Source organism: Micromonospora sp. WMMD1274, from assembly GCF_049179035.1.
Taxonomy (GTDB): Bacteria; Actinomycetota; Actinomycetes; order Mycobacteriales; family Micromonosporaceae; genus Micromonospora; species Micromonospora tulbaghiae.
This window is the reverse complement of the sequence record NZ_JBMHMG010000001.1, coordinates 2,962,301-2,982,081: the sequence shown is the minus strand read 5'-3', so window position 1 is coordinate 2,982,081 and position 19,781 is coordinate 2,962,301. Positions and strand designations below refer to the sequence as shown.

Here is a 19,781-nt window from a genome sequence, read left to right as displayed (position 1 = left end):
ACAAAAAGGACCAGACAAGGGCCGCAACTGCAAGATCAACGGGGTGAGGGTTCGAAGCCGGCGAGGCGAGTGGCGATTCGGTTCCGGGCCGGGGGCACTGTGGAGACGAGGCGGAGCAGCAGGTTGCGTAGCGGGCGGAGTGGCGGCGGGGCGGCGGCGAGCCGGGTCAGGCCGGCGGCGAAACCCAGCACCTCCTCGGCGAGGGGGCGGCGGTCGGCGGCGTACCCGTCGAGGGCCTGCGGCCCGGCGGCGAGCGCGTCGCCGAGGGCGACCGCGTCCCGCAGGCCGAGGTTCATCCCCTGCCCACCGGCGGGGCTGTGCACGTGCGCCGCGTCCCCGGCGAGCAGCATCGGGCCGGAGCGGTACGTGCTCGCGATCCGGTGGTGGATGCGGAACCGGGACGACCACGCCATGCCGGTGACCCGGTCCGGCCGGCGCGCCGGACCGCGCTCGTCGAGCAGCGCCTGGAAGTGGTGCGCCTGCGGGTCGCGCGGCGCGTCGTCCACCGTGGCGACCAGCCGGACCGTGCCGTCGGGCAGCGGCGCCCAGACCAGTGGGCCCTGCCGGGACAGGAAGAGGCTCACCTGGTCGCGCGGCAGCGTGCTGTCCACGTGGACGTCGGCGAGCAGGAACGACTCCCCGGGGTCGGCCGGGCCGCCGAAGCCGATGCCGGCGAGTTCGCGGACCCGGCTGTGCATCCCGTCCGCACCGACGACCCAGCGCGCCCGGACCGCGCGGCCGCCGTCGAAGCGCGCGACGGCGCCGTCGCCGTCGAGGTCCAGCCCGGTCATCTCGTACGGCCGCAGCACGCGCCCGCCGAGCGCGGTGAGCCGGTCGGTGAGCACCGCCTCGGTCTCGGCCTGCGAGATCAGCAGCGCGTACGGGTAACGCGACGGCAACCGGTCGAAGGGGACGGTGAGCAGCACCCGGTCCCGGTCGCGGACGCTGAACCGGGCCGAGCGCAGCCCTCGGGCGGCGAGCGGCGCGGCGATCCCGATCCGGTCCAGCACCTCCAGGGTGCCGGCGTGCACGACCGCGGCGCGCGACGTGACCGGCGGCTCGGCGAGCCGGTCGACGACTGTCGCGGTCACGCCGTGCCCGGCCAGCGTCACCGCCACGGCCAGGCCGGTCGGCCCGGCTCCCACCACGAGGACGTCAGTGCGTTCGGGCAGCATCGTTCCACCTCCGGGTCGGGTCAACAACTGTTTGCCAACGCTTGTTGGCTTCACTGTAGAGCCGATGTCAACACGTGTTGGCATACAGTCGTGGACGTGACCGAACCCGCCACCCGCGCCCGCCGCTCGGACGCCACCCGGGCGGCCATCCTGCGCGCCGCCCGGGAACGCTTCGCCACCGACGGCTACGACCGGGCCACCATCCGGGCCATCGCCGCCGACGCCCGCATCGACCCCTCGATGGTGATGCGCTACTACGGCAGCAAGGAGGGACTCTTCGCCGCGGCGGCCGAGTTCGACCTGCGCCTGCCCGACCTGGCCGAGGTGCCGCCGGACCGGCTCGGCGAGACACTGACCCGGCACTTCGTGCGCCGCTGGGAGGCGGACGGGACACTCGTCGCCCTGCTCCGGGCCGCCGCCACCAACCCCGGCGCGGCCGAACGGATGCGCGGCGTCTTCGCCGGCCAGCTCGCCACAGCGGTGGCCAGTTGCGTTGCCGACCCGGCGACCGCCGCCCGCCGGGCCGGCCTGGTGGCCAGCCAGATCCTCGGTCTCGCGCTCACCCGGTACGTCGTCCGGCTGCCACCGGTGGTGGACCTCGACCCGGAGGAACTGGCCACCTGGGTCGGCCCGACGATTCAGCGCTACCTGACCCAACCTTTGCCCCCGTCCCGCGCGTCTGGCGGGTGACGGAGGGAGGAGCCGGATGGGGCGCGACGCGGACGACGGGCGCGCGGACTACCTCGCCTTCGTCGAGGCGCACCAGCACCGGCTGCTGCGCGCCGCGTACCTGATCTGCGGGAACCGCCACCAGGCCGAGGACCTGCTCCAGGACGCGCTGCTCAAGCTGGCGCTGCGCTGGTCGTCGGTGCGCGACGGCGACCCGGCCGCGTACGTGCGCGCCATCCTCTACCGCGACGCCGTCTCCTGGTGGCGACGCCGGCGGCGGGAGTGGCTCAGCGCGTACCCGCCGGACCGGCCGGGCGCCGACGCCGACGCCGCGCTGCGGCTCACCGTGCGCGCGGCGCTGGACCGGCTGCCGCCACGCCAGCGGGCCGTCGTGGTGCTGCGCTACTTCGAGGATCTGACCGAGGTCGCCACCGCCGAGGCGCTCGGCGTCACCGTCGGCACGGTCAAGAGCCAGTGCCACGACGCGTTGCGCCGGCTGCGCGACGTCGTACCCGCCCCCGGCACGTCCGGAGACGACCTGGTGACCGGGATGGAGGCGAGCCCGTGAACGAGCCCGAGCTGACCCGGCTGCTGACCCGGGCCGCCGAGGAGATCCGGCCGACCCGGCCGGCCGAGACCGGATGGGACCGGGCCGGGCGGGTCCGCCGCGCCCGCCGGGCCGCCGGCGCCGCGGCCGTCGCCGTGGTCCTGCTCGGCGGCGGTACGACGGCACTGCTGCACCGCGCCGGCCCGCCCCCCGCCACACCGGCCCGCCCGACTGTGACCTCGGCACCGAGCGCGCCGGTGGTGCAGCGGCCCCCGGACCGGCTCGGACAGGCGGGCGACCCGCTGGGCCGGCTCGGCGACCGGGTCGCCTACGGCCTGTCCGACCGCCCGGTGCGCCGGGCGCTGGCGCTGTATCAGCCGATCGACCCGGAGACCGGCGAGGCCGGCCCGGTCCGGGTGCTGGGTGACGACGGCATGGTCCGGGAACTCGACGTGGTGACGCTCGCACCCACCCGCGACGCCGGGGGCAACGAGGCCGCTCCGCTCAAGCCGGGCAGCCTGTCGCCGGACGGCCGGACCGCCGCGTTCGCGCAGACCGGCGAGGTCGTCGTGGTCGGCCTCACCGACGGCGCGGTGCGCCGCTACCCGCTCACCGGCTACCTGGAGCACGTGGTCTGGGCCGGGGACCGGCTGGTGGTCGGCGACAACGACACCGCGTACGAACTGGACCGGCGCACCGGATCGGCACGGAAGCTCCCGGTCGACCCCTGGACGCTCGTCGTGCCCGAGCCGGCCCGGCCCGGCGACCTGTTCACAGTGGGCGGCTGGTCCGGGGACGGCGGCCTGACCGTACGCCGGTTCCCCGCCTCCGGTGGCGCGCCGGAGCGGCGGCCGGTGACCACCGGGGAGCTTCCCCCCGGTTACCAGGTGAACGAGGTCTACGGGCGGGGCTGGCAGCGCGGCGACCGGATCGGCCAGGCCGGGTGGACCACCACCGCGGGCGCCGCCGGCACGATGATCGGAGCCGAGGGCGTGGCGGTGCTCGACGCCCGCACCGGGGCGGTGACCCGCCTGCTCGACCTGGGCCGCGAGGACCGGGCGAAGGGGTGCTGCGAGGTGTACGGCTGGACCGCCGACGGCGCACTGCTGCTCCGCTACGACGCCGGGCTGGCCCGGTGGCGGCCGGAGACCGGCGCTGTCGACTGGGTGGCGAGCAACGTCCCCGGGCGGCTGTCGATCGCCGCCGGCTGACCGGTCCCGGCCGGTCCCGCCGAGCGGAGCCGAGCGGAACGCGGCCGGTCCCGCCGCGCGGTGACGGCGGGACCGGCCGGACGCTCAGCGGGTCAGGCCGCCGGGCTGGTCGCCCTTCACGACGGGCGCCCGGACCAGGTTGCCCCACTCGGTCCACGAGCCGTCGTAGTTGCGCACCTGCGGGAACCCGAGCAGGTGGTGCAGCACGAACCAGGTGTGGCTGGACCGCTCACCGATCCGGCAGTACGCCACCACGTCGTCGGACGGGCTCAGCCCGAGCTGGTCGGCGTAGATGGCGCGCAGCTCGTCGGCGGACTTGAACGTGCCGTCGTCGTTCGCGGCGGACTTCCACGGCTTGCTCACCGCGCCCGGGATGTGCCCGCCGCGCAGCGCGCCCTCCTGCGGGTAGTCCGGCATGTGCAGCATCTCGCCGGTGTACTCGCCGGGCGACCGCACGTCCACGAGCGGCCGGCCGGCCGCCACGTGCGCCATGACCTGTTCCCGGTACGCGCGGATCGGCGCGTCGTTGCGCTCCGGCACCGGGTACGAGGCGCGGGGCCGGCTCACCTTGTCCCGGGTCAGCTCCCGCCCCTCGGCGATCCACTTCTGCCGGCCGCCGTCGAGCAGCCGCACGTCCGCGTGACCGAAGAGGGAGAAGACCCAGAGGGCGTACGCCGCCCACCAGTTGAAGTTGTCGCCGTAGAAGACGACCGTGTCGTCCCGCCCGATGCCCTTGGCCGCGCACAGCTCGGCGAAGCTCGCGGCGTCCAGGTAGTCGCGGGTGACCTGGTCGTTGAGTTCGGTGTGCCAGTCGACCTTGACGGCGCCGGGGATGTGGCCGGTGTCGTAGAGGAGCACGTCCTCGTCGGACTCGACCACCACGAGCCCTTCGTCGCCCAGGTGCTCGGCCAGCCACTCGGTGGTGACGAGGCGCTGCGGGTCGGCGTACGACTGGAGGTGGGGATGCGGATCGCTCGGCACAGGCATGATCCCCAAGGTACGCCGGATCAGTGGAGTGCGGTGCCGGTCAGGCGCGGCGGTGTACCAGCCGGCCCGCGACCACTGTCGCCAGGCAGGAGCCGTCCGGGCCGAACACGGCGAGGTCGGCCCGCCCGCCGGTCACCAGCGCGGGCGGCCGGGCGACCGGCAGCACCGCCACGTCGTTACGGGCCGCGGCGGACCGCAGTGCGGGATCGGTGACATGGTCGTCGAGCACCGCGGCGGCGCCGAGCCGGAACAGCGCGTGCACCCGCTCGCGGGGCGTGGGCGCCGGGGGCAACGGGCCGTCGTGCACGAGCGCCGGCCCGAGCGTGCCGGCCCACCGCCGCACCCGCACTCCGGGGTACGCGCCGGACAGCTCGGCCGCCGGCACGATCGCCTCGACCCGGTCACCGGCGACCACGACCGCCAGCCCGGCGCGGGGCGGGTCGTCGACGGTCAGCCGCAGCAGGTCGGCGGCGTGGACCGTACGCACGCTCAGTCGGCCTCGACCGGCCCGAGCACCGGCCGTTTCGCGGTGATGAAGTCGCCGGAGGACCGCCCGGTCAGCCGGCGCTTGATCCACGGCGCCAGGTGCTTGCCGGCCCACCGCAGGTCGGCGGCGCGCGCGGCGAGCCACGGGCTGGGCGCCGGGTGCGGCGGCACCAGCAGCCACTCCTCCTCGCAGCCGACGCCGAGCGCGGTGAGCACCTGCGCGGCGACCCGGCGGTGGCCCTCCGCGGACAGGTGAATCCGGTCGGTGCTCCAGAGCAGCGGGTTGAGGTAGGTGTCGTCGGCGTACAGGTCGACCAGGATCGCGCCGTGCCGCTCGGCCACCTCGCCGACCACCCGGTTGAGCAGCGCCACGCGCGGGGCCATCATGCGCTGGCCGGGCAGCCGGGACATCACGTCGGCGAACCGGAACAGCACCACGTCGCTGCCGCCGGACCGCAGCCGCTGCACGACCGCGTCGAAGCGGGGGACGAACGCGTCCGCGTCGAAGCTGCGGCGCAGCACGTCGTTGCCGCCGGCCGCGAAGCTGATCAGGTCGGGCTTCATCGCCAGCGCGGCGGGCACCTGCTCGGCCACCACGTTCGGGAACAGCCGGCCCCGGATGGCCAGATTGGCGTACCCGAAGTCGGGACCGGCCTCGGCGGCGAGGCGGGTGGCGACCAGATCGGCCCAGCCCCGGTAGCTGCCGTCCGGATATGCGTCGTCCATGCCCTCGGTGAAGCTGTCGCCCACCGCCACGTAGCTGCGCCAGCGCACGGCGCCTCCCTCAGACGTCCCGGCAGAAGTGCGTCGCACAGTCTGTCACCGCGCGGGCCGGTCCCGCTGGCCCTGGACGCCGGACGTGGCGGATGTCTCGACGTCCTGTTCACGAGCGCCACCCGGCGGGACAAATCCGTCCGACACGTCCGGCGGGGCAGAATCCGTCGCCCGGACCGGGGATGATGTCTGCCGTCATCCGGCTGTGCGAAAACCGTCCGGCCGGTCCCGCACCCGGCACGAGCGAGGAACCACATGACGCAGGGGCACCCACCGGCGGCGGGCTGGCCACCGCCCGGCAACGCCGACCCCCGGTACGGCGCGGCACCGCCGCCCGCGCAGCCGGGGCCGTGGGGGCCGCCGCCCCCGGCACCGAAGTCCCGCCGTGGGCTCTGGATCGGGCTCGCTGCGGGCGCGCTCGCGCTGGCGGTCTGCGCCGGCACGGCGGTCGGCGTCGGGCTGGGCATGCGCGGCGACGACGAGGACGGCCCGGCGCCGAAGGCGGCGGCCGGCGCGAACGGCGTCACCGTCACGGACGCCGAGCTGACCGCCCTGCTCGACCGGCACAGCACGGCGCTGGCGGCGAAGGACCTGGACGGCTACCTGGCCGCGTTCGACCCGGCCCGTAAGGAGCTCGTCACCGGGCAGGCCCAGCTGTTCCGCAACCTGGCGAAGCTGCCGCTGTCGGTGGCCCGCTACGAGATGATCGAGAAGCAGGGCCGCGTGAGCGACACCTTCGGGCAGGGCATCACGTTCCAGCTCGACGTCTCCTTCGTGCACCAGCTGGACGGCTTCGACCTGGCACCGGTCGCCGAGTGGTACCGCTGGACGATCGTCCGCGCCGGCAAGGACGCGCCCATCCAGGTCACCGCGGTGACCGGCGCGCCGGCCGGCGGCAACGGCGACTCGAAGACCGTCTACTACCCCGGGCCGTGGGACAAGTGGCAGGAGATCCACGTCGAGCGGACCCCGTTCGCCCTGATCATCACCGACGCGGCCCGGGCCGGCGTGGCGAGGCGGTACGCCCCGGCCGTCGACAAGGCGGTGACGAGCAACCTGGCCGTGTGGCGGGCCAACGCGCCGCCCGAGCCGCTGTCGGACAAGTTCGTCGTCACGCTCGCCCACGGCAAGGACGAGATGACCTCGCTCTACCGGATCGGCACCGAGAAGGCCACCGAGGCGGGCTACTCGGTGGGCATGGTCGCCGCCGAACGCAAGGACGGCAAGGACACGATCGGCGGCACCCGCGTCGTGGTGGACACCAGCGATCGTTACTTCACCCGCTCCGGCGGCGACAACGACGCCCACATGGTGTTGCGGCACGAGATCGCGCACTCCCTGATGACACTCCGCACCGACCTGGCCGCCGTGGACGAGTTCAGCAAGCTCGACGAGTGGGTGGTGGAGGGCTTCGCCGAGTACATCGCCTTCCACGGCCGCCCGCTGGCCGCCAGCGACCGTACCGCGCCGTCGCGGCAGATGGTCCGCAACGGCTGGAACGGCGCGCTGCCCGGCAACAGCGACTGGGACAACCCCGGGATGCTGACCTTCCACTACTGGCTCGGGCACACCGCGATGAACCACCTCGCCGAGAAGCACGGCGAGCCGAAGCTGTTCCGCTTCGTCGAGGCGGTCTACGCCGGCACCCCGACCGACCGCGCCGCCCGGGACGTGCTCGGCGTGTCGCTCGACGAGTTCCGGGCCGGCTGGGCCGACTACGTCCGCGAACTGGACGGCTGACGGAAACGGGAGACGACCGATGACCTATCAGCACCAGCAGTACCCGCCGCCCGCGTACCCGCCGGTGGGCCGGCCGGGTCCGGCCGGTGCGCCGCCGTCGGCGCCGAAGCGGCGCGGGCGCATGGCGTTGCTCGTCGCCGGTGGCCTGGTGGCGGTGCTCGCGGTCGCGGGCGGCACCGCCTACGGCGTGTCCCGGCTGGTCGGCGGCGGTGACGACGACGGGAAGAAGCTGCGCACCGCGTGGGTGCTGGACTTCCCGGAGCGGCAGCGCAACGGGCTGAAGACGTACGACGGGCAGGACATGTTCGGCGCCTGGCTGGTCGGTGACGCCGTGGTCCGGGCCCAGCCGGACGGGATCATCGCCTACCGGCTCGGCGACGGCGCCCAGGCGTGGGGCGTGCCCGCGCCGCAGGCGTCCTCGCTGTGCGCGGCCGCCCAGACGCTGGCCGAGGGGCGGGGTGTGGTGGCGCTCGGTTCCGCCGACTCCTGCGACACGCTCGTCGGTTTCGACGCGGCCGGCGGCACGCAGACGTGGCGGGCCACGTTCCCGGTCGAACGCCGGACGGGCCGGTCCGAGATCGTCGCCCCGGACCTGTCCGTGGCCGCCGGGCAGGTGGTCGTGCGCAGCGGCGAGAGCGTTCTCGGCTACTCGCTGGCCGACGGCAAGCGGCTGTGGCAGACCGACGCCGACCGGCTGCTGCCCGGTCGCGACTGCCGTCTGACCCAGGCGCAGGCCGCCGGGACGCAGGCGGTGGTCACCGCGCGCTGTGACGGCGACCAGGGCGCGCTGCTCGGCCTGGACCCGGCCACCGGCAAGCCGCGCTGGCAGCAGAAACTGCCCGCCGCGCAGCAGAGCGCCGGGGTGCTGAGCGTCGACCCGCTGGTCAGCCTGCCCGGCCTGGTCAGCGAGACGTTCGTCGCGCGCGACGCCGCCGGCAAGGCGCGGGCCACGTTCGGCAACCCCGTCGACGGTACGCGGTTCAGCGACCTTCCGATCAACCGCTCCAACACGGTCAGCGGGCCGGAGATCCGGCCGTACCTGGCCGACGCGGACACGCTCTACCTGCCCACCGAGGCGACGAACGTCGGCGGCAAGATGCGCCAGGCCAACCAGGTGGTGGCGATCGACCTGGCCACCGGCAAGCGGCGCTGGGTGTCGGCCGGGCACACCGACGGCGAGGTGGAACTCATCCGCCTCGACGAGCAGGGCGTGCTGGCGTGGGAGGTGGGCGACCGGCGGGATCTCGCCCCGCGGCTGGTCCGCATCGACCCGGCCACCGGCGCGGTGAGCGTGCTGGCCGAGGCGCCGCTGTCGGCCGGCACCGAGGGCAGCGACGCGAAGGTGCTGGAGCGCGACGGCACAGTGGTGCTGGTGCCGTGGAAGCACGTCACCGCGGACGCGGCGATCACCGTCCTGCGCTGAGTACGACGCGGGGCGGGCCACCCGCCGGTGACCCGCCCCGCGTCGCCTGTCGTCAGGCAGGCACGTAAGCCAGCAGCGGCGCCCCGCTCAGCCCGGCCGGCTCGGTCACCGTCCCGACCGGCTGGAAACGCTTGTCCAGCACGCTGATGCCGTTGTCGCGCCGGACCAGCACCGTGCCGTCGGTGCTGAACAGGATGCTCCGTACCTCGCCCGTGCCGGGCAGGTCGACCACCTTGCTGGTCCTGGTGTCGACCACCGCGAAGCTCCCGTCGTTGCGGGTCTCGTCCTTGTTGATCCAACCGACGGCCACGTACCGGCCGTCCGCCGAGACGCTGCGGACCCGCCAGCCGTCGTAGCGGGCCGCCTGGGCCGCCGGCGGCGTGTAGTGGTAGAACGTCACCTTCGGGTCGGTCGTCGCGTACGGCCGGCCCTCGGAGACGGCGGCCCAGTTGCGGCCGTCCGGCGTCCACCACTTCAGAGTCTCGTTGCCGGCGTCGCCGTCGGCGGGCTTGCGGCTGCTCAGGTCGATGAGCGCCATGTGGCCGTCCTGCTGCACCAGCACCCGGTCGTTGGTGTTCCACACGAGCGGGTCGCCGCCGTCGCAGGGCGCCTTGCCGGAGAAGGGCGGCTCCGCCGCGATGGTGGCCCGGTCGCTGCCGTCGATCCGGGTGGTCACGAGCTTGCCGGCCTCCGCTCCGGCCGCTCCCTCCACCCAGGCCAGCCGCTCGCCGTACGGCGAGATGGTGATGGTGTTCCGGACGCAGTCGCCGCCGCCGTACGGGACGCTGGCGCTCACCCGGTCGGTACCGCCCTTGACGACGTGCACCTCCGCGGCCTGCTCGCCGAACGACAGGTAGTACCGGGTGCCGGGCAGTGCGGCGGAGGAGGCGTCCGACGGGCTCGGGGCGGCGGACGACGGTGCGGCGGCGGACGACTGCCCGGCTGCGGGGGCGGACGGCGTGGACCCGCCGTCGCCGCAGGCGCTCACGCCCACGGCGACGAACGCGGCGGCGGCGAGGGCGGCGACGGTACGTAGTCCGCGGGCGCTGGTGACGATGACGTTCACGATTCGATCCTCGGGGGTTGGTTGGTGCGCGTCTCTGATGCACTCCCAGACGTCGGTTTCGATCTGCATGGTTGCCGCTTGATCGAAAGAACTTCGGCCCGGGTCGGCGGACGCGGACAGGCCCCCGGCGCACGAAGCGCCAGGGGCCTGTAGGGGTTGTCTGAGGCGGCTCAGGGCACGTACGCCAGCAGTGCCCGGCTCCGGGTCGGGGCCGGCTCGGTCACCGTGCGGAGTGGCTTGAACTCACGGTCGAGGACCGTGATGCCGGTACCGCGCCGCAGCAGCACCGTACCGTCGGCGCTGAACAGGATGCTCCGCACCTCGCCCGTGCCGGGCAGGTCGACCACCTTGCTGGTCCTGGTGTCGACCACCGCGAAGCTGCCGTCCCGGCGGGACGGGTCGGTGCCGATCCAGCCCACTGCCACGTAGCGGCCGTCGGTGGACACGCTGCGGGCCTCCCAGCCGCCCCACTTCGCGGCCTCCTGCGCGGGTGGGGTGTAGGTGTACTGCCGCAGGTCGGTGGTGTCCGAGACGTAGGGCTTGCCGTCCGACTCGGCGGCCAGCCAGGTGCCGTCGGCGGACCAGCAGCGTTTGGTCTCCTGGCCCGGGTCGCCGACGACCTGCTTGTTGGCCGTCACGTCGTAGAGCACGGACTGGCGGTTCTTCCGCTGCACCATCAACAGGTCGTCGCCCTTCCACCGCAGCGGCCGGGCACCGAGGCAACTGATCCCCTCCGCGAGGGTCGTCGCCCCCTTCTCTCCGACGGTGGCGATCAGCAGCACCCCGTTCGCGTTGTCGGTGCTGTCCTGCACCCACACCACCCGCTTGCCGTCCGGGGAGATGCTGACGCTGTTGGCCTCGCAGCGAGAGTCAGCCTCGTGGACGACCTCGTGGACGACCCGGTCCCGGGTGCCACGGACCTCGTGGATCCGCGATCGGGTGGACGTCTGCTCCAGGTAGTAGCGGGTGCCGGTCAGCGCCGACTGCGCCTGACCCGTGGCGGTGCTCGCGTCGGCGGACGACGTGCGGGACGGGTCGGTGGAGGGCGTACGGGACGGCTCGACCGGCGGGGCGGTGACTGTGACCGACGGGCCGGCCGGTGCGGGCGCCTGGCTGTTCGGCCGGATCGCCAGTGCCGTCCCGGTCGCGGCGGCCAGCACCACGAGTGCGGCGGCGGAGGTGGCGACGGCCCGCTGGATGCCGAGCCGCCGCGAGGTACGCAGCGCCCGGTCACGCAGGTCGACCGGGGTGACCTCCTCGGCCAGGTCGGCCAGGTCGAAACGCAGTCGGTCCTGGTTCATCGGGCGGTTCCTTCCGTGACGTACAGCTCGGCGAGCTCCGGGGCCACGCTGCGCAGCTTCGCCAGCGCCTTGGAGGTCTGGCTCTTGACGGTGCCGACGGTCACGCCGAGCAGTTCGGCGGCCTCGGATTCGGTGCGGTCCTCGAAGAACCGCAGGACCAGCACGGCCCGTTGCTTGGCGGACAGCCGGGCCAGCGCGGACCGGAGGGTCAGCCGGAGCGTGGTCTGCTGGGCGTGGTCGGGGGTCGAGTCGCCTCCGCGCGGCTCGGGCATGTCGCCCGGCATCGACTCGGCCACCCGGCGGCGCCGCCACCAGGAGACCTGCAGGTGGTACATGATCTTTCGGGTGTACGCCTCCACGTTGCCGGTCTCGTGCAACCGGTTCCAGGCACGGTGGGTACGGGCGAGCGCGGACTGGACGAGATCCTCGGCCAGGTGCTGGTCGCCGGTCAGCAGGTAGGCGGATCGCAGTAACGCGGGGGTGCGAGTTCGGACGAACAGGTCGAACTCATTCAGGAGAGGGTCCACACGAGCCGGTCCTTGGGGTCAGGTGGTGCATCAGCGTGATGCCTTCCGAGACGCCAGTTGTCCACGCCATGGTTGCCGCCGCCGGTGACTCCTTCTCGACCGGCACCGCCGGCGTCAGCAGTCGAAGACAGACCAGCAGATGTCGTTGCGCAGGCGCTGGTCGTCCAGGACCAGGTCGCGGATCTCCGCCGGGAGCTGGTCGCGCTGCCATCGGCACTCGTCGCGCCCGGCCGCCTCGCCGAGACCGGCGGGCGCCGCCGCGCGTACGGCCTTGATCGCGTACGCGGCGGCGCCGAGTTCGTGGGCGGCCACGTGCGCCACGACGGCGGCCTGACCGGCGGCGTACGCGGCGTTGCGTGCCGCCCCGCGCAGGTCCCGGGCCGCGCCCATGGCGTGCCCGCCGGCCGCGCGCGCCTGCATCATCCTGACCTCGCCCCGCACCCAGGCCCGGGCGTGCTCGATCGCCTCCCGCGGACGCGGATCGTCCGGCCGGACCGCCTCGAACAGCCCGAGGACGTGCTCGGCGCACGTGGCCGCCCAGAGCGCCAGCAGGTGGTGGTGATCGTCGGTGAGCGTGCCGCCCCGGCGGATCGTAGTGAACCGGGGATCGCGGATCTTCGGCAGGATCACGGCGCGACCTCCGCCCCGGCGTCACCCCGGCGCAGGTCGTGGTCGAGGCTGCTCATTAGCCGGGCGACCCGGCTGCCGCCGCCGGTCACCGGCGGGTAGCGGCGGAGCACGTCGACGAGCACGGGCGTGGCGAGCCGCCGGGATCGTTCCAGCGGCGCCTCGCCGGCGGTCTCGTCGCCGCCCGCCTCCAGTTCGGCGACGCGCGCGGCGTTGGCGGCGGCCCGCAGGATGTGGCCGACCTGGGTGGCCTTCGCGATCGGGTGCAGGTACGCGGCCGCCGCGGCGTCACCGGCGGCCCGGGCGGCCAGGCGCGCGGCCTCGGTGGGCGCGGACCGGGCGGCCCGGTGCGCGTCGAGGGACGTGACCCGCTGGAGCTTCGTCCGGGCGGCGCCGCGCACGAACGTCCAGGCCGCGTCGACGGCCGCACGGGGACGCGGGTCACCGGGAACCGCCCGCTCGTAGACCGGGAGGACGTCCTCCGCGTGCCGGACCGCGTACCGCGCCACCTCGCGCAGCTCGTCCGTCGTCAGGTCGAAGTCCCCGGGCGCTGTCATGTCGCGGGCATCGTATCGGTGATGCTCCGCCGGTACGGGCCCCAGCCGACGAACCTCTCGAACAGCTCGCGCGGGGTCGGCCCGTCGTGTGGATTGAGGCGGAACAGGTCGTGGGTGGCCTCGTGGTAGAGCCCGGACAGGTAGACCGCCAGGTCGACGGGGTGGTCCGCGTACTCGACCTTGAGCAGCAGCCGGGCCTGCGCGCAGGGCCACGGTCCGCCGCAGGCGCGGCAGAGCCAGAGCGGCCGGATCGGCAGGTGAGCCGGGTGGTCCGGCGGGTAGGGGCGGGGCCGATCGGGGTACGGCCCGAGCCGCGGTACGGGAAGGTTCATGCGTGACAGTCTGCTGACGACACCACTACGCTCGGAAGCCGTCGCGGCCGGTCCGGGGAGAGGCCGGGAGGTGCTCGGCACCGGCGGGCTGTTGACGTCGCTGCTCAAGCTCGCCGAGCGCGACGGCCAGCCGAGCTGGTTCCGCCCCTGGCTGGAAGCCGAACGCCAGGCGCAGCAGTTGCGCACCTACCAACTGACCCTGGTGCCCGGACTGCTCCAGACCGCAAACTACGCCCGGGCGATGATCCGCACGGACGATCTGATCACGGATGACGAGGTGGAACGGCGGCTCGGGGTGCGGCTGGACCGGCAGTCCATCCTGTCCGACCCGAGCCGCCCGAAGTACATCGCCGTCATCGAGGAGTCCGTCCTGCGCCGCGCCGACGAGGGCTACCGCGGACTCATGGCCGAGCAGATCGCGCACCTGGTCGAGTGCGCCGAGCGCCCGCAGGTCGACATCCACATCGTGCCGGCCTCGGTCACCATGCACGTCGGCCTGGTCGGACCGTTCGCGCTGGCCCGGGGAACAGACGGCGGCTGGGTCGGCCACCTGGAGAACCAACTCGGCGGCGTCGTGGTCGACAAGGACGAGGACGTGGCTATCCTGCTGTCCAGATGGGAGAGTGTCCGCAGCGAGGCACTACCGCGCCGACAGTCGGTCGAGCTGATGAAGGACGTGATGACCTCGTGGAGCTGACCGGAGCGATCTGGCGGAAGTCCAGCCGCAGCGGCACCCAGGGCGACTGTGTCGAGGTGGCGGACAATCTGGCCGGTGTGGTCGGGGTACGGGACAGCAAGGACCCGGCCGGACCCGTGCTGACCTTCACGCCCGACGCCTGGCGTGCCTTCGTCCGGGTCAGCGGGAGCCGCGCGCCGCGCTGATCAGCACGGTGTGCTTGCGTACCCGGAAGGCGCCTTCGGCGTCGATGCGGGCCTGGATCGCGGCGCGGGCGGCCGCCTCCTGCGCGGCGGTGAGCGGCCCGATCATGCTGGCGACGTACGCCAGGATCGGCTCCGCGGCGGGCACCACCAGCTCGTCCGGGTAGCGCTCGACCGTCACGTCGTCGAAGTGGGCGGCGACCCGGGCCGGTGTCGCCTCGGCGGTCACGTCGTTCCGGTCGTGGAACCGGACGGCCAGGTCCGGACGGCCGATCACCGGGCCGAGCGTGTTCAGCTCGGCCAGGTGGTCGCGGCCGTTCACGGCGACGGCCAGCCGCCCGCCGGGGCGCAGCACCCGGGCGAACTCGCGCAGCGCGGCGTCCGGGTCGTCCAGGTGGTAGAGCATGCTGTTGGCGATCACCGCGTCGGCGACGCCGGCTCGGAACGGCAGGTACGTGGCGTCGCAGCGCAGCACCCGGGCGCCGGGCACCTCGCGCAGCCGCGCGCACATGGCGGGTGAGAAGTCGGTGAGGGTGAGCCGGCCGCGACGGCCGACCCGGCGCCACAGCTCGCCGGTGCCGGCACCCACCTCCAGCACGTCCCCGGTCAGCGGCAGCCGCTCGCCCAGCCAGGCGAACCAGCCCTGCGGGTTCGTGCCGTACGAGTGCAGTGCGATGCGGGCGGTCAGGTTGCCGGTGGTCGTCGCGTACTGGCTCACGGCGCGAGCCGACGGAGTGGTGGTCATCCGCCGAACCTAGAGGAAGCGGCTCTCCGGGATCCCCGGTATTAAGCGTTGCTAACTACCGGTACCTAGTGTTACTTTCTACTGGTACTCAGCGACGCTTGATAGCGAGGGAACGAGGGAACGAGGACATGGCCAACCAGATGACGGAGATGCTGAAGGGCACCCTCGAAGGCATCGTCCTGGCGATCCTGGCCCGCCGATCCGCGTACGGCTACGAGATCACCGCCTGGCTGCGCGACCGCGGATTCTCGGACATCGCGGAAGGCACCATCTACGCGCTGCTCGTCCGCGTCGAGCAACGCGGTTTCGTGGACGTGGAGAAGGTTCCCTCCGAGAAGGGGCCCCCGCGGAAGGTGTATTCGATCAACGCAAAGGGGCGGGATCAGCTCGCCGAGTTCTGGCGGACGTGGAGCGTCCTCGCGGAACGCATCGACCACCTTCGTGACAACGACGACCGGCACGACGAAGGAGCATGAGCATGGCCGCGAAGTGGATCGAGACGCTCGTCGGATCGCTCGACCAGAAGAAGCAGTACAAGCGGCACATGGCCCGCATGGAGGCCCTGCCGGAACCCCATCGCAGCGCGGCCAAGGCGCTCCAGCGGTACTTCATGTACCAGGGCGGGATCGTCGACGGGAACACACTCGTCGCGATGCTCGGCGACTCCGTGGACCTCTGGGAGCGCGCGGTCGCCGACAACACGCCCGTCCGCGCGATCGTCGGCGACGACCCGGTCGAGTTCGCCGAGACGTTCGTGTCCGCGTACTCCGGGAGGCAGTGGATGGACAAGGAGCGCGAGCGCCTCCGGAAGGCGATCGAAGCCGCCGCCGGCGACAGCGGGGAGGAACACTCATGACCACCGCGACGCGCGAACCCGCCATCCGGGTTCGGGACATCACCAAGTCCTACAAGGACCTGCACGTGCTGCGGGGCGTCGACTTCGAGGTGACGGCCGGGAGCATCTTCGCTCTGCTCGGCTCGAACGGCGCCGGAAAGACCACGCTCGTGCGGATCCTGTCGACGCTGCTCAAGGCGGACACCGGCACCGCGACCGTCCACGGCTTCGACGTCGCTTCGGCTCCCGCCGAGGTACGCAAGTCGATCAGCCTGACCGGCCAGTTCGCCGCCGTCGACGAAGTGCTCACCGGCCGGGAGAACCTGGTCCTGGTCGCGAAGCTCCGCCACCTGAGGAATCCGGGTGCGGTCGCCGACGACATGCTGGCCCGTTTCTCCCTCACCGACGCCGGGAACCGCCGGGCGGGGACGTACTCGGGCGGCATGCGCCGGCGGCTGGACATCGCGATGAGTCTCGTCGGCAACCCGCCGGTCGTGTTCCTCGACGAGCCGACCACCGGCCTCGACCCGCAGGCCCGCATCGAGGTCTGGCGGACAGTGCGGCAGCTCGCCGAGGACGGCACCACCATCCTGCTCACCACCCAGTACCTCGACGAGGCCGAGCAACTCGCCGACCGGATCGCGATCCTGCACGAGGGAACGATCATCCAGAACGGCACTCTCGCCGAGCTGAAGCAGCTCCTCCCGACCGCGAAGGTCGAGTACGTCGAGAAGCAGCCGACCCTTGAGGACGTCTTCCTCGCCCTCGTGGGCCACACCGCCAGGGCCGCCGACAAGGCAGCCGTGCCCGCAGGAGAGGAATCCCGATGACCACCCACGTCCTCAGCGACACCGGAACCCTCACCGGCCGCTCCCTGCGGCACATCCTCCGCAGCCCGGACACCATCATCACCACGGCTGTCACCCCCGTCGCGCTGATGCTGCTCTTCGTGTACGTGCTCGGTGGAGCCATCAACACCGGATCCGGCGAGTCGTACATCAACTACATGCTGCCGGGCATCCTCCTGATCACGATCGCGTCCGGCATCGCCTACACGGCGTACCGCCTGTTCCTCGACATGCAGGGCGGCATCTTCGAGCGCTTCCAGTCGATGCCGATCCCGCGGCCCTCAGTGCTCTGGGCGCATGTCCTGACCTCGCTCGTCGCCAACCTGGCCTCGCTCGTGATCGTCACGGGCGTCGCCCTGATCATGGGATTCCGGACGGGCGCATCGGTGGTCGGCTGGCTCGCCGCAGCCGGCATCCTGATCCTGTTCACCCTCGCCCTGACCTGGGTCGCCGTCATCGCGGGCCTGTCCGCCAAGACCGTCGACGGCGCGAGCGCCTTCAGCTACCCGCTGATCTTCCTGCCCTTCATCAGCTCGGCGTTCGTCCCCACCGACTCGATGCCCGGCCCGGTCGCCTGGTTCGCCGACAACCAGCCGGTGACATCGATCGTGAACACCCTCCGCGCGCTCTTCGCTCAGCAACCCGTCGGCAACGACGTCTGGATCGCGCTCGCCTGGTGCGCCGGCCTGCTCCTGGCCGCCTACGCCGCCGCGACGGCGATCTACCGCACCAAGGTCAGCTAGCCGGCCGTGGGAGCCGGTCACCCGTCACAGGTAGAGGCAGAACGGGTGACCGGCCGGGTCGAGGTGCACCCGGACGTCGTCCTGCGGCTGGAAGTCGGCCACCGTCGCGCCCACCGACACCGCGTACGCCGAGGCGGCCTCCAGGTCGTCGACCTTGATGTCCAGGTGGGTCATCATCGGCGGGTCGCCGGGCCCGGCGGGCCACACCGGGCGCACGTAGGCCGGCTCGTCCTGGAAGGCCAGCCACGTCCCGCCGGCCGGCGGGGCCAGCACCACCCAGTCGGGCTCGTCCTCGCGGCGGGACCAGCCGAGCAGCCGCTCGTAGAACGCGGCCAGGTCCTGTGCGGACGGTGCGTCGAGCACGAAACTGCTCAGCTCCAACGTCGGTCGATCCACCATGCCGCCCTTCCTACCCCGCTCCTGCGACAACCTCACCCGGCACGGGCGCGGAAAGGGATCGCCCGGTCGTCCGCTCGCGCCATAAGCTGCGGCAATGCTGCTGCGCATGTCGACCCTGCTGCTCCGGACCCTGCGCGAGGACCCGGCCGACGCGGAGGTGCCGAGCCACCGGCTGCTGCTGCGCGCCGGTTACGTCCGCCGGGCCGCGCCGGGCGGCTACACCTGGCTGCCGCTGGGCAAGCTCGTCCTGGACCGGATCACCGCTATCGTGCGGGACGAGATGACCGCGATCGGCGACCAGGAGGTGCACTTCCCGGCGCTGCTCCCGGCCGAGCCGTACCGAACCAGCGGGCGGTGGACCGAGTACGGGGACGACATCTTCACGCTCGCCGACCGCAAGGGCGCCGAGCACCTGCTCGCACCGACCCACGAGGAACTGGCCGCGCTGCTGGTGAAGGATCTGTTCACCTCGTACCGGGACTTCCCGGTGACGCTGTTCCAGATCCAGACCAAGTTCCGCGACGAGGCGCGGCCCCGGGCCGGTCTGCTGCGCGGGCGCGAGTTCCTGATGAAGGACGCCTACTCGTTCGACCTGGACGAGGCCGGGCTCCAGGCGGCGTACGACCGGCACCGGGCGGCCTACGCGCGCGTCTTCACCCGGCTCGGGCTGGACTTCACCACCGTCCACGCGATGTCCGGCGCGATGGGTGGGTCCGCGTCGGAGGAGTTCCTGGCCGCCACGCCCGTCGGCGAGGACACGTTCGTCGGCTGCACCGCCTGCGACTACGCGGCGAACACCGAGGCGGTGGTGACCCGCGCCCCGGCCGCCGGTGACCCGGATGCGCACCCGCCCGCCGAGGTGCACGACACCCCGGAGACGCCGACCATCGCCGCCCTGGTGGAGCTGGCCGAGGCCCGGAAACTGGGCGGGCGCACCGGCTGGACCGCCGCCGACACGTTGAAGAACGTGGTCCTCACCGTCCGCCGGCCCGGCGTCGAACAGGGCGAGCCGCTGGTGATCGGCCTGCCCGGCGACCGCGAGGTGGACCTCAAGCGGGTCGAGGCGGTGCTGGCCCCCGCCACGGTGGCGGTCTTCGAGGACTGGGACGCGCACCCGGAACTGGTCCGCGGCTACATCGGGCCGCAGATCCTGGCCAAGCACGGCATCCGCTACCTGGTCGACCCCCGCGTGGTGTCCGGCACCGCGTGGTTGACCGGGGCGAACGAGCCGGGCCGGCACGCCACCGACGTGGTGTGCGGGCGCGACTTCGTACCGGACGGCACGATCGAGGCCGCCGAGGTGCGGCCCGGCGACCCCTGCCCGGCCTGCGCCGACGGCGAGCTGACGATCCGGCGGGGCATCGAGGTCGGGCACATCTTCCAACTCGGACGCCGGTACACCGACGCGTTCGCGGTCGACGTGCTCGGCCCTCAGGGCAAGCCGGTCCGGCCCACCATGGGCTGCTACGGCATCGGCGTGTCCCGGGCGGTCGCCGCCGTGGCCGAACAGCACCACGACGACCGTGGGCTGGTCTGGCCGGCCGCTGTCGCGCCGTGTGACGTACACCTGATCGCCGCCGGGAAGGGGCCGCAGCTCGACGCGGCGCTCGACCTCGGCGGGCGCCTCGCCGCCGGCGGCTTGCGGGTGCTGGTCGACGACCGCACGCACGTGTCGGCCGGGGTGAAGTTCACCGACGCCGAGCTGATCGGCATCCCGCGCGCCGTCGTGGTCGGCCGCCGCCTGGCCGAGGGGTACGTGGAACTGCGCGACCGGGCCACCGGCGAGCGCATTGAACTGCCGGTGGAGGCCATCGTGGAGCGCCTGCGCGACGAGGTGGACGCGACGCGCCGCGACGGGGTGTAGCGAGCGCGCCACCGGGTACCGCAGACGGATCGACCGAAGCTTTCGG

General features: G+C 73.1%; 24 protein-coding genes. 12 read left to right on the top strand and 12 right to left on the bottom strand.

Features of this window, described 5'->3' with window-relative positions; all coding sequences use genetic code 11:
* Positions 1-35 precede the first annotated feature (35 nt).
* Entirely contained in the window at positions 36-1,175 is a 1,140-nt protein-coding gene (locus tag ACN27D_RS13760) for an FAD-dependent monooxygenase (RefSeq protein ID WP_421499238.1), read from the bottom strand.
* Positions 1,176-1,265: 90 nt separating this feature from the next.
* Here ACN27D_RS13760 and ACN27D_RS13755 point away from each other — a divergent pair, with 90 nt between their 5' ends.
* From ACN27D_RS13755 to ACN27D_RS13745, 3 genes are read left to right on the top strand one after another with little or no spacing between them, the layout of a single operon-like run.
* Positions 1,266-1,865 (top strand): TetR family transcriptional regulator, encoded by a 600-nt coding sequence (locus ACN27D_RS13755; RefSeq protein ID WP_121686476.1) that lies wholly within the window; start codon positions 1,266-1,268, stop codon positions 1,863-1,865.
* A gap of 16 nt (positions 1,866-1,881) precedes the next feature.
* On the top strand, positions 1,882-2,412 hold the full coding sequence (locus tag ACN27D_RS13750) for a SigE family RNA polymerase sigma factor (RefSeq protein ID WP_184977550.1): 531 nt from the start codon (positions 1,882-1,884) through the stop codon (positions 2,410-2,412).
* Positions 2,409-3,602, top strand: coding sequence for a hypothetical protein (locus ACN27D_RS13745; RefSeq protein WP_357823344.1), 1,194 nt, complete (start codon positions 2,409-2,411; stop codon positions 3,600-3,602). Before ACN27D_RS13750 ends, ACN27D_RS13745 begins: the two co-directional genes overlap by 4 nt.
* Before the next feature lie 84 nt (positions 3,603-3,686).
* On the opposite strand, the gene ACN27D_RS13740 is transcribed toward ACN27D_RS13745, so the two are convergent.
* From ACN27D_RS13740 to ACN27D_RS13730, 3 genes are read right to left on the bottom strand one after another with little or no spacing between them, the layout of a single operon-like run.
* Complete coding sequence (locus ACN27D_RS13740) at positions 3,687-4,589, bottom strand: sulfurtransferase (protein WP_121685746.1); 903 nt, start codon at positions 4,587-4,589, stop codon at positions 3,687-3,689.
* Positions 4,590-4,629: 40 nt separating this feature from the next.
* Entirely contained in the window at positions 4,630-5,076 is a 447-nt protein-coding gene (locus tag ACN27D_RS13735) for a hypothetical protein (RefSeq protein ID WP_357823348.1), read from the bottom strand.
* Positions 5,077-5,078: 2 nt separating this feature from the next.
* A complete protein-coding gene (locus tag ACN27D_RS13730) occupies positions 5,079-5,849 on the bottom strand; it encodes an SGNH/GDSL hydrolase family protein (RefSeq protein ID WP_120572474.1) in 771 nt (256 codons plus the stop codon).
* A 255-nt stretch (positions 5,850-6,104) separates the two neighbouring features.
* Between ACN27D_RS13730 and ACN27D_RS13725 the strand changes: the two genes are divergently transcribed.
* Together ACN27D_RS13725 and ACN27D_RS13720 are read left to right on the top strand one after the other, a co-directional pair.
* Positions 6,105-7,589: a hypothetical protein gene (locus tag ACN27D_RS13725; RefSeq protein WP_421499237.1), complete on the top strand. Its 1,485-nt coding sequence runs from the start codon at positions 6,105-6,107 to the stop codon at positions 7,587-7,589.
* Positions 7,590-7,608: 19 nt separating this feature from the next.
* Positions 7,609-9,012, top strand: a complete 1,404-nt coding sequence (locus tag ACN27D_RS13720) for a PQQ-like beta-propeller repeat protein (RefSeq protein ID WP_421499236.1) — start codon at positions 7,609-7,611, stop codon at positions 9,010-9,012.
* Between the two features lie 52 nt (positions 9,013-9,064).
* Here the strand turns inward: ACN27D_RS13720 and ACN27D_RS13715 are convergent, their stop codons facing one another.
* The 6 genes from ACN27D_RS13715 to ACN27D_RS13690 all read right to left on the bottom strand — a co-directional run bounded on the left by ACN27D_RS13715 (position 9,065) and on the right by ACN27D_RS13690 (position 13,422).
* The gene (locus ACN27D_RS13715; RefSeq protein WP_421499235.1) at positions 9,065-10,078 is read right to left on the bottom strand and encodes a hypothetical protein; all 1,014 of its coding nucleotides are present in this window, start codon (positions 10,076-10,078) and stop codon (positions 9,065-9,067) included.
* A gap of 170 nt (positions 10,079-10,248) precedes the next feature.
* Positions 10,249-11,379, bottom strand: a complete 1,131-nt coding sequence (locus ACN27D_RS13710) for a hypothetical protein (protein ID WP_421499234.1) — start codon at positions 11,377-11,379, stop codon at positions 10,249-10,251.
* On the bottom strand, positions 11,376-11,906 hold the full coding sequence (locus ACN27D_RS13705) for a SigE family RNA polymerase sigma factor (protein ID WP_421499233.1): 531 nt from the start codon (positions 11,904-11,906) through the stop codon (positions 11,376-11,378). Before ACN27D_RS13705 ends, ACN27D_RS13710 begins: the two co-directional genes overlap by 4 nt.
* A gap of 114 nt (positions 11,907-12,020) precedes the next feature.
* Entirely contained in the window at positions 12,021-12,536 is a 516-nt protein-coding gene (locus ACN27D_RS13700; RefSeq protein ID WP_421499232.1) for a putative immunity protein, read from the bottom strand.
* Entirely contained in the window at positions 12,533-13,090 is a 558-nt protein-coding gene (locus tag ACN27D_RS13695; protein WP_421499231.1) for a putative immunity protein, read from the bottom strand. Before ACN27D_RS13695 ends, ACN27D_RS13700 begins: the two co-directional genes overlap by 4 nt.
* A complete protein-coding gene (locus ACN27D_RS13690; protein ID WP_252451212.1) occupies positions 13,087-13,422 on the bottom strand; it encodes a hypothetical protein in 336 nt (111 codons plus the stop codon). Before ACN27D_RS13690 ends, ACN27D_RS13695 begins: the two co-directional genes overlap by 4 nt.
* Between ACN27D_RS13690 and ACN27D_RS13685 the strand changes: the two genes are divergently transcribed.
* Positions 13,421-14,119, top strand: a complete 699-nt coding sequence (locus ACN27D_RS13685; protein WP_421499230.1) for a DUF5753 domain-containing protein — start codon at positions 13,421-13,423, stop codon at positions 14,117-14,119. The two genes, ACN27D_RS13690 and ACN27D_RS13685, sit on opposite strands and share 2 nt — an antisense overlap.
* Positions 14,110-14,304, top strand: coding sequence for a DUF397 domain-containing protein (locus tag ACN27D_RS13680; protein ID WP_364811130.1), 195 nt, complete (start codon positions 14,110-14,112; stop codon positions 14,302-14,304). The genes ACN27D_RS13685 and ACN27D_RS13680 overlap by 10 nt, the downstream gene beginning before the upstream one ends.
* Here the strand turns inward: ACN27D_RS13680 and ACN27D_RS13675 are convergent.
* On the bottom strand, positions 14,279-15,046 hold the full coding sequence (locus ACN27D_RS13675) for a class I SAM-dependent methyltransferase (RefSeq protein ID WP_013473328.1): 768 nt from the start codon (positions 15,044-15,046) through the stop codon (positions 14,279-14,281). The genes ACN27D_RS13680 and ACN27D_RS13675 overlap by 26 nt on opposite strands.
* 128 nt (positions 15,047-15,174) lie before the next feature.
* On the opposite strand from ACN27D_RS13675, the gene ACN27D_RS13670 reads away from it, so the two are divergent.
* From ACN27D_RS13670 to ACN27D_RS13655, 4 genes are read left to right on the top strand one after another with little or no spacing between them, the layout of a single operon-like run.
* Positions 15,175-15,522, top strand: coding sequence for a PadR family transcriptional regulator (locus ACN27D_RS13670; protein ID WP_013473327.1), 348 nt, complete (start codon positions 15,175-15,177; stop codon positions 15,520-15,522).
* A gap of 2 nt (positions 15,523-15,524) precedes the next feature.
* Positions 15,525-15,902: a DUF1048 domain-containing protein gene (locus ACN27D_RS13665; RefSeq protein WP_421499229.1), complete on the top strand. Its 378-nt coding sequence runs from the start codon at positions 15,525-15,527 to the stop codon at positions 15,900-15,902.
* On the top strand, positions 15,899-16,711 hold the full coding sequence (locus ACN27D_RS13660) for an ABC transporter ATP-binding protein (RefSeq protein ID WP_421499228.1): 813 nt from the start codon (positions 15,899-15,901) through the stop codon (positions 16,709-16,711). Before ACN27D_RS13665 ends, ACN27D_RS13660 begins: the two co-directional genes overlap by 4 nt.
* Complete coding sequence (locus ACN27D_RS13655; RefSeq protein WP_121685754.1) at positions 16,708-17,472, top strand: ABC transporter permease; 765 nt, start codon at positions 16,708-16,710, stop codon at positions 17,470-17,472. The genes ACN27D_RS13660 and ACN27D_RS13655 overlap by 4 nt, the downstream gene beginning before the upstream one ends.
* A 24-nt stretch (positions 17,473-17,496) precedes the next feature.
* Here ACN27D_RS13655 and ACN27D_RS13650 read toward each other — a convergent pair whose 3' ends face one another.
* A complete protein-coding gene (locus ACN27D_RS13650; RefSeq protein WP_120572487.1) occupies positions 17,497-17,871 on the bottom strand; it encodes a VOC family protein in 375 nt (124 codons plus the stop codon).
* 94 nt (positions 17,872-17,965) lie between these two features.
* On the opposite strand from ACN27D_RS13650, the gene ACN27D_RS13645 reads away from it, so the two are divergent.
* On the top strand, positions 17,966-19,735 hold the full coding sequence (locus tag ACN27D_RS13645; RefSeq protein WP_421499227.1) for a proline--tRNA ligase: 1,770 nt from the start codon (positions 17,966-17,968) through the stop codon (positions 19,733-19,735).
* The last annotated feature ends 46 nt before the right edge of the window (positions 19,736-19,781 follow it).

Coding starts and splice junctions, on each gene's coding strand:
- ACN27D_RS13725 (WP_421499237.1), top strand. CDS start 6,105: ATGACGCAGGGGCACCCACCGGCGGCGGGCTGGCCACCGCCCGGCAAC.
- ACN27D_RS13655 (WP_121685754.1), top strand. CDS start 16,708: ATGACCACCCACGTCCTCAGCGACACCGGAACCCTCACCGGCCGCTCC.
- ACN27D_RS13695 (WP_421499231.1), bottom strand. CDS start 13,090: ATGACAGCGCCCGGGGACTTCGACCTGACGACGGACGAGCTGCGCGAG.
- ACN27D_RS13645 (WP_421499227.1), top strand. CDS start 17,966: ATGCTGCTGCGCATGTCGACCCTGCTGCTCCGGACCCTGCGCGAGGAC.
- ACN27D_RS13675 (WP_013473328.1), bottom strand. CDS start 15,046: ATGACCACCACTCCGTCGGCTCGCGCCGTGAGCCAGTACGCGACGACC.
- ACN27D_RS13690 (WP_252451212.1), bottom strand. CDS start 13,422: ATGAACCTTCCCGTACCGCGGCTCGGGCCGTACCCCGATCGGCCCCGC.
- ACN27D_RS13720 (WP_421499236.1), top strand. CDS start 7,609: ATGACCTATCAGCACCAGCAGTACCCGCCGCCCGCGTACCCGCCGGTG.
- ACN27D_RS13740 (WP_121685746.1), bottom strand. CDS start 4,589: ATGCCTGTGCCGAGCGATCCGCATCCCCACCTCCAGTCGTACGCCGAC.
- ACN27D_RS13710 (WP_421499234.1), bottom strand. CDS start 11,379: ATGAACCAGGACCGACTGCGTTTCGACCTGGCCGACCTGGCCGAGGAG.
- ACN27D_RS13670 (WP_013473327.1), top strand. CDS start 15,175: ATGGCCAACCAGATGACGGAGATGCTGAAGGGCACCCTCGAAGGCATC.
- ACN27D_RS13650 (WP_120572487.1), bottom strand. CDS start 17,871: ATGGTGGATCGACCGACGTTGGAGCTGAGCAGTTTCGTGCTCGACGCA.
- ACN27D_RS13750 (WP_184977550.1), top strand. CDS start 1,882: ATGGGGCGCGACGCGGACGACGGGCGCGCGGACTACCTCGCCTTCGTC.
- ACN27D_RS13660 (WP_421499228.1), top strand. CDS start 15,899: ATGACCACCGCGACGCGCGAACCCGCCATCCGGGTTCGGGACATCACC.
- ACN27D_RS13665 (WP_421499229.1), top strand. CDS start 15,525: ATGGCCGCGAAGTGGATCGAGACGCTCGTCGGATCGCTCGACCAGAAG.
- ACN27D_RS13685 (WP_421499230.1), top strand. CDS start 13,421: ATGCGTGACAGTCTGCTGACGACACCACTACGCTCGGAAGCCGTCGCG.
- ACN27D_RS13760 (WP_421499238.1), bottom strand. CDS start 1,175: ATGCTGCCCGAACGCACTGACGTCCTCGTGGTGGGAGCCGGGCCGACC.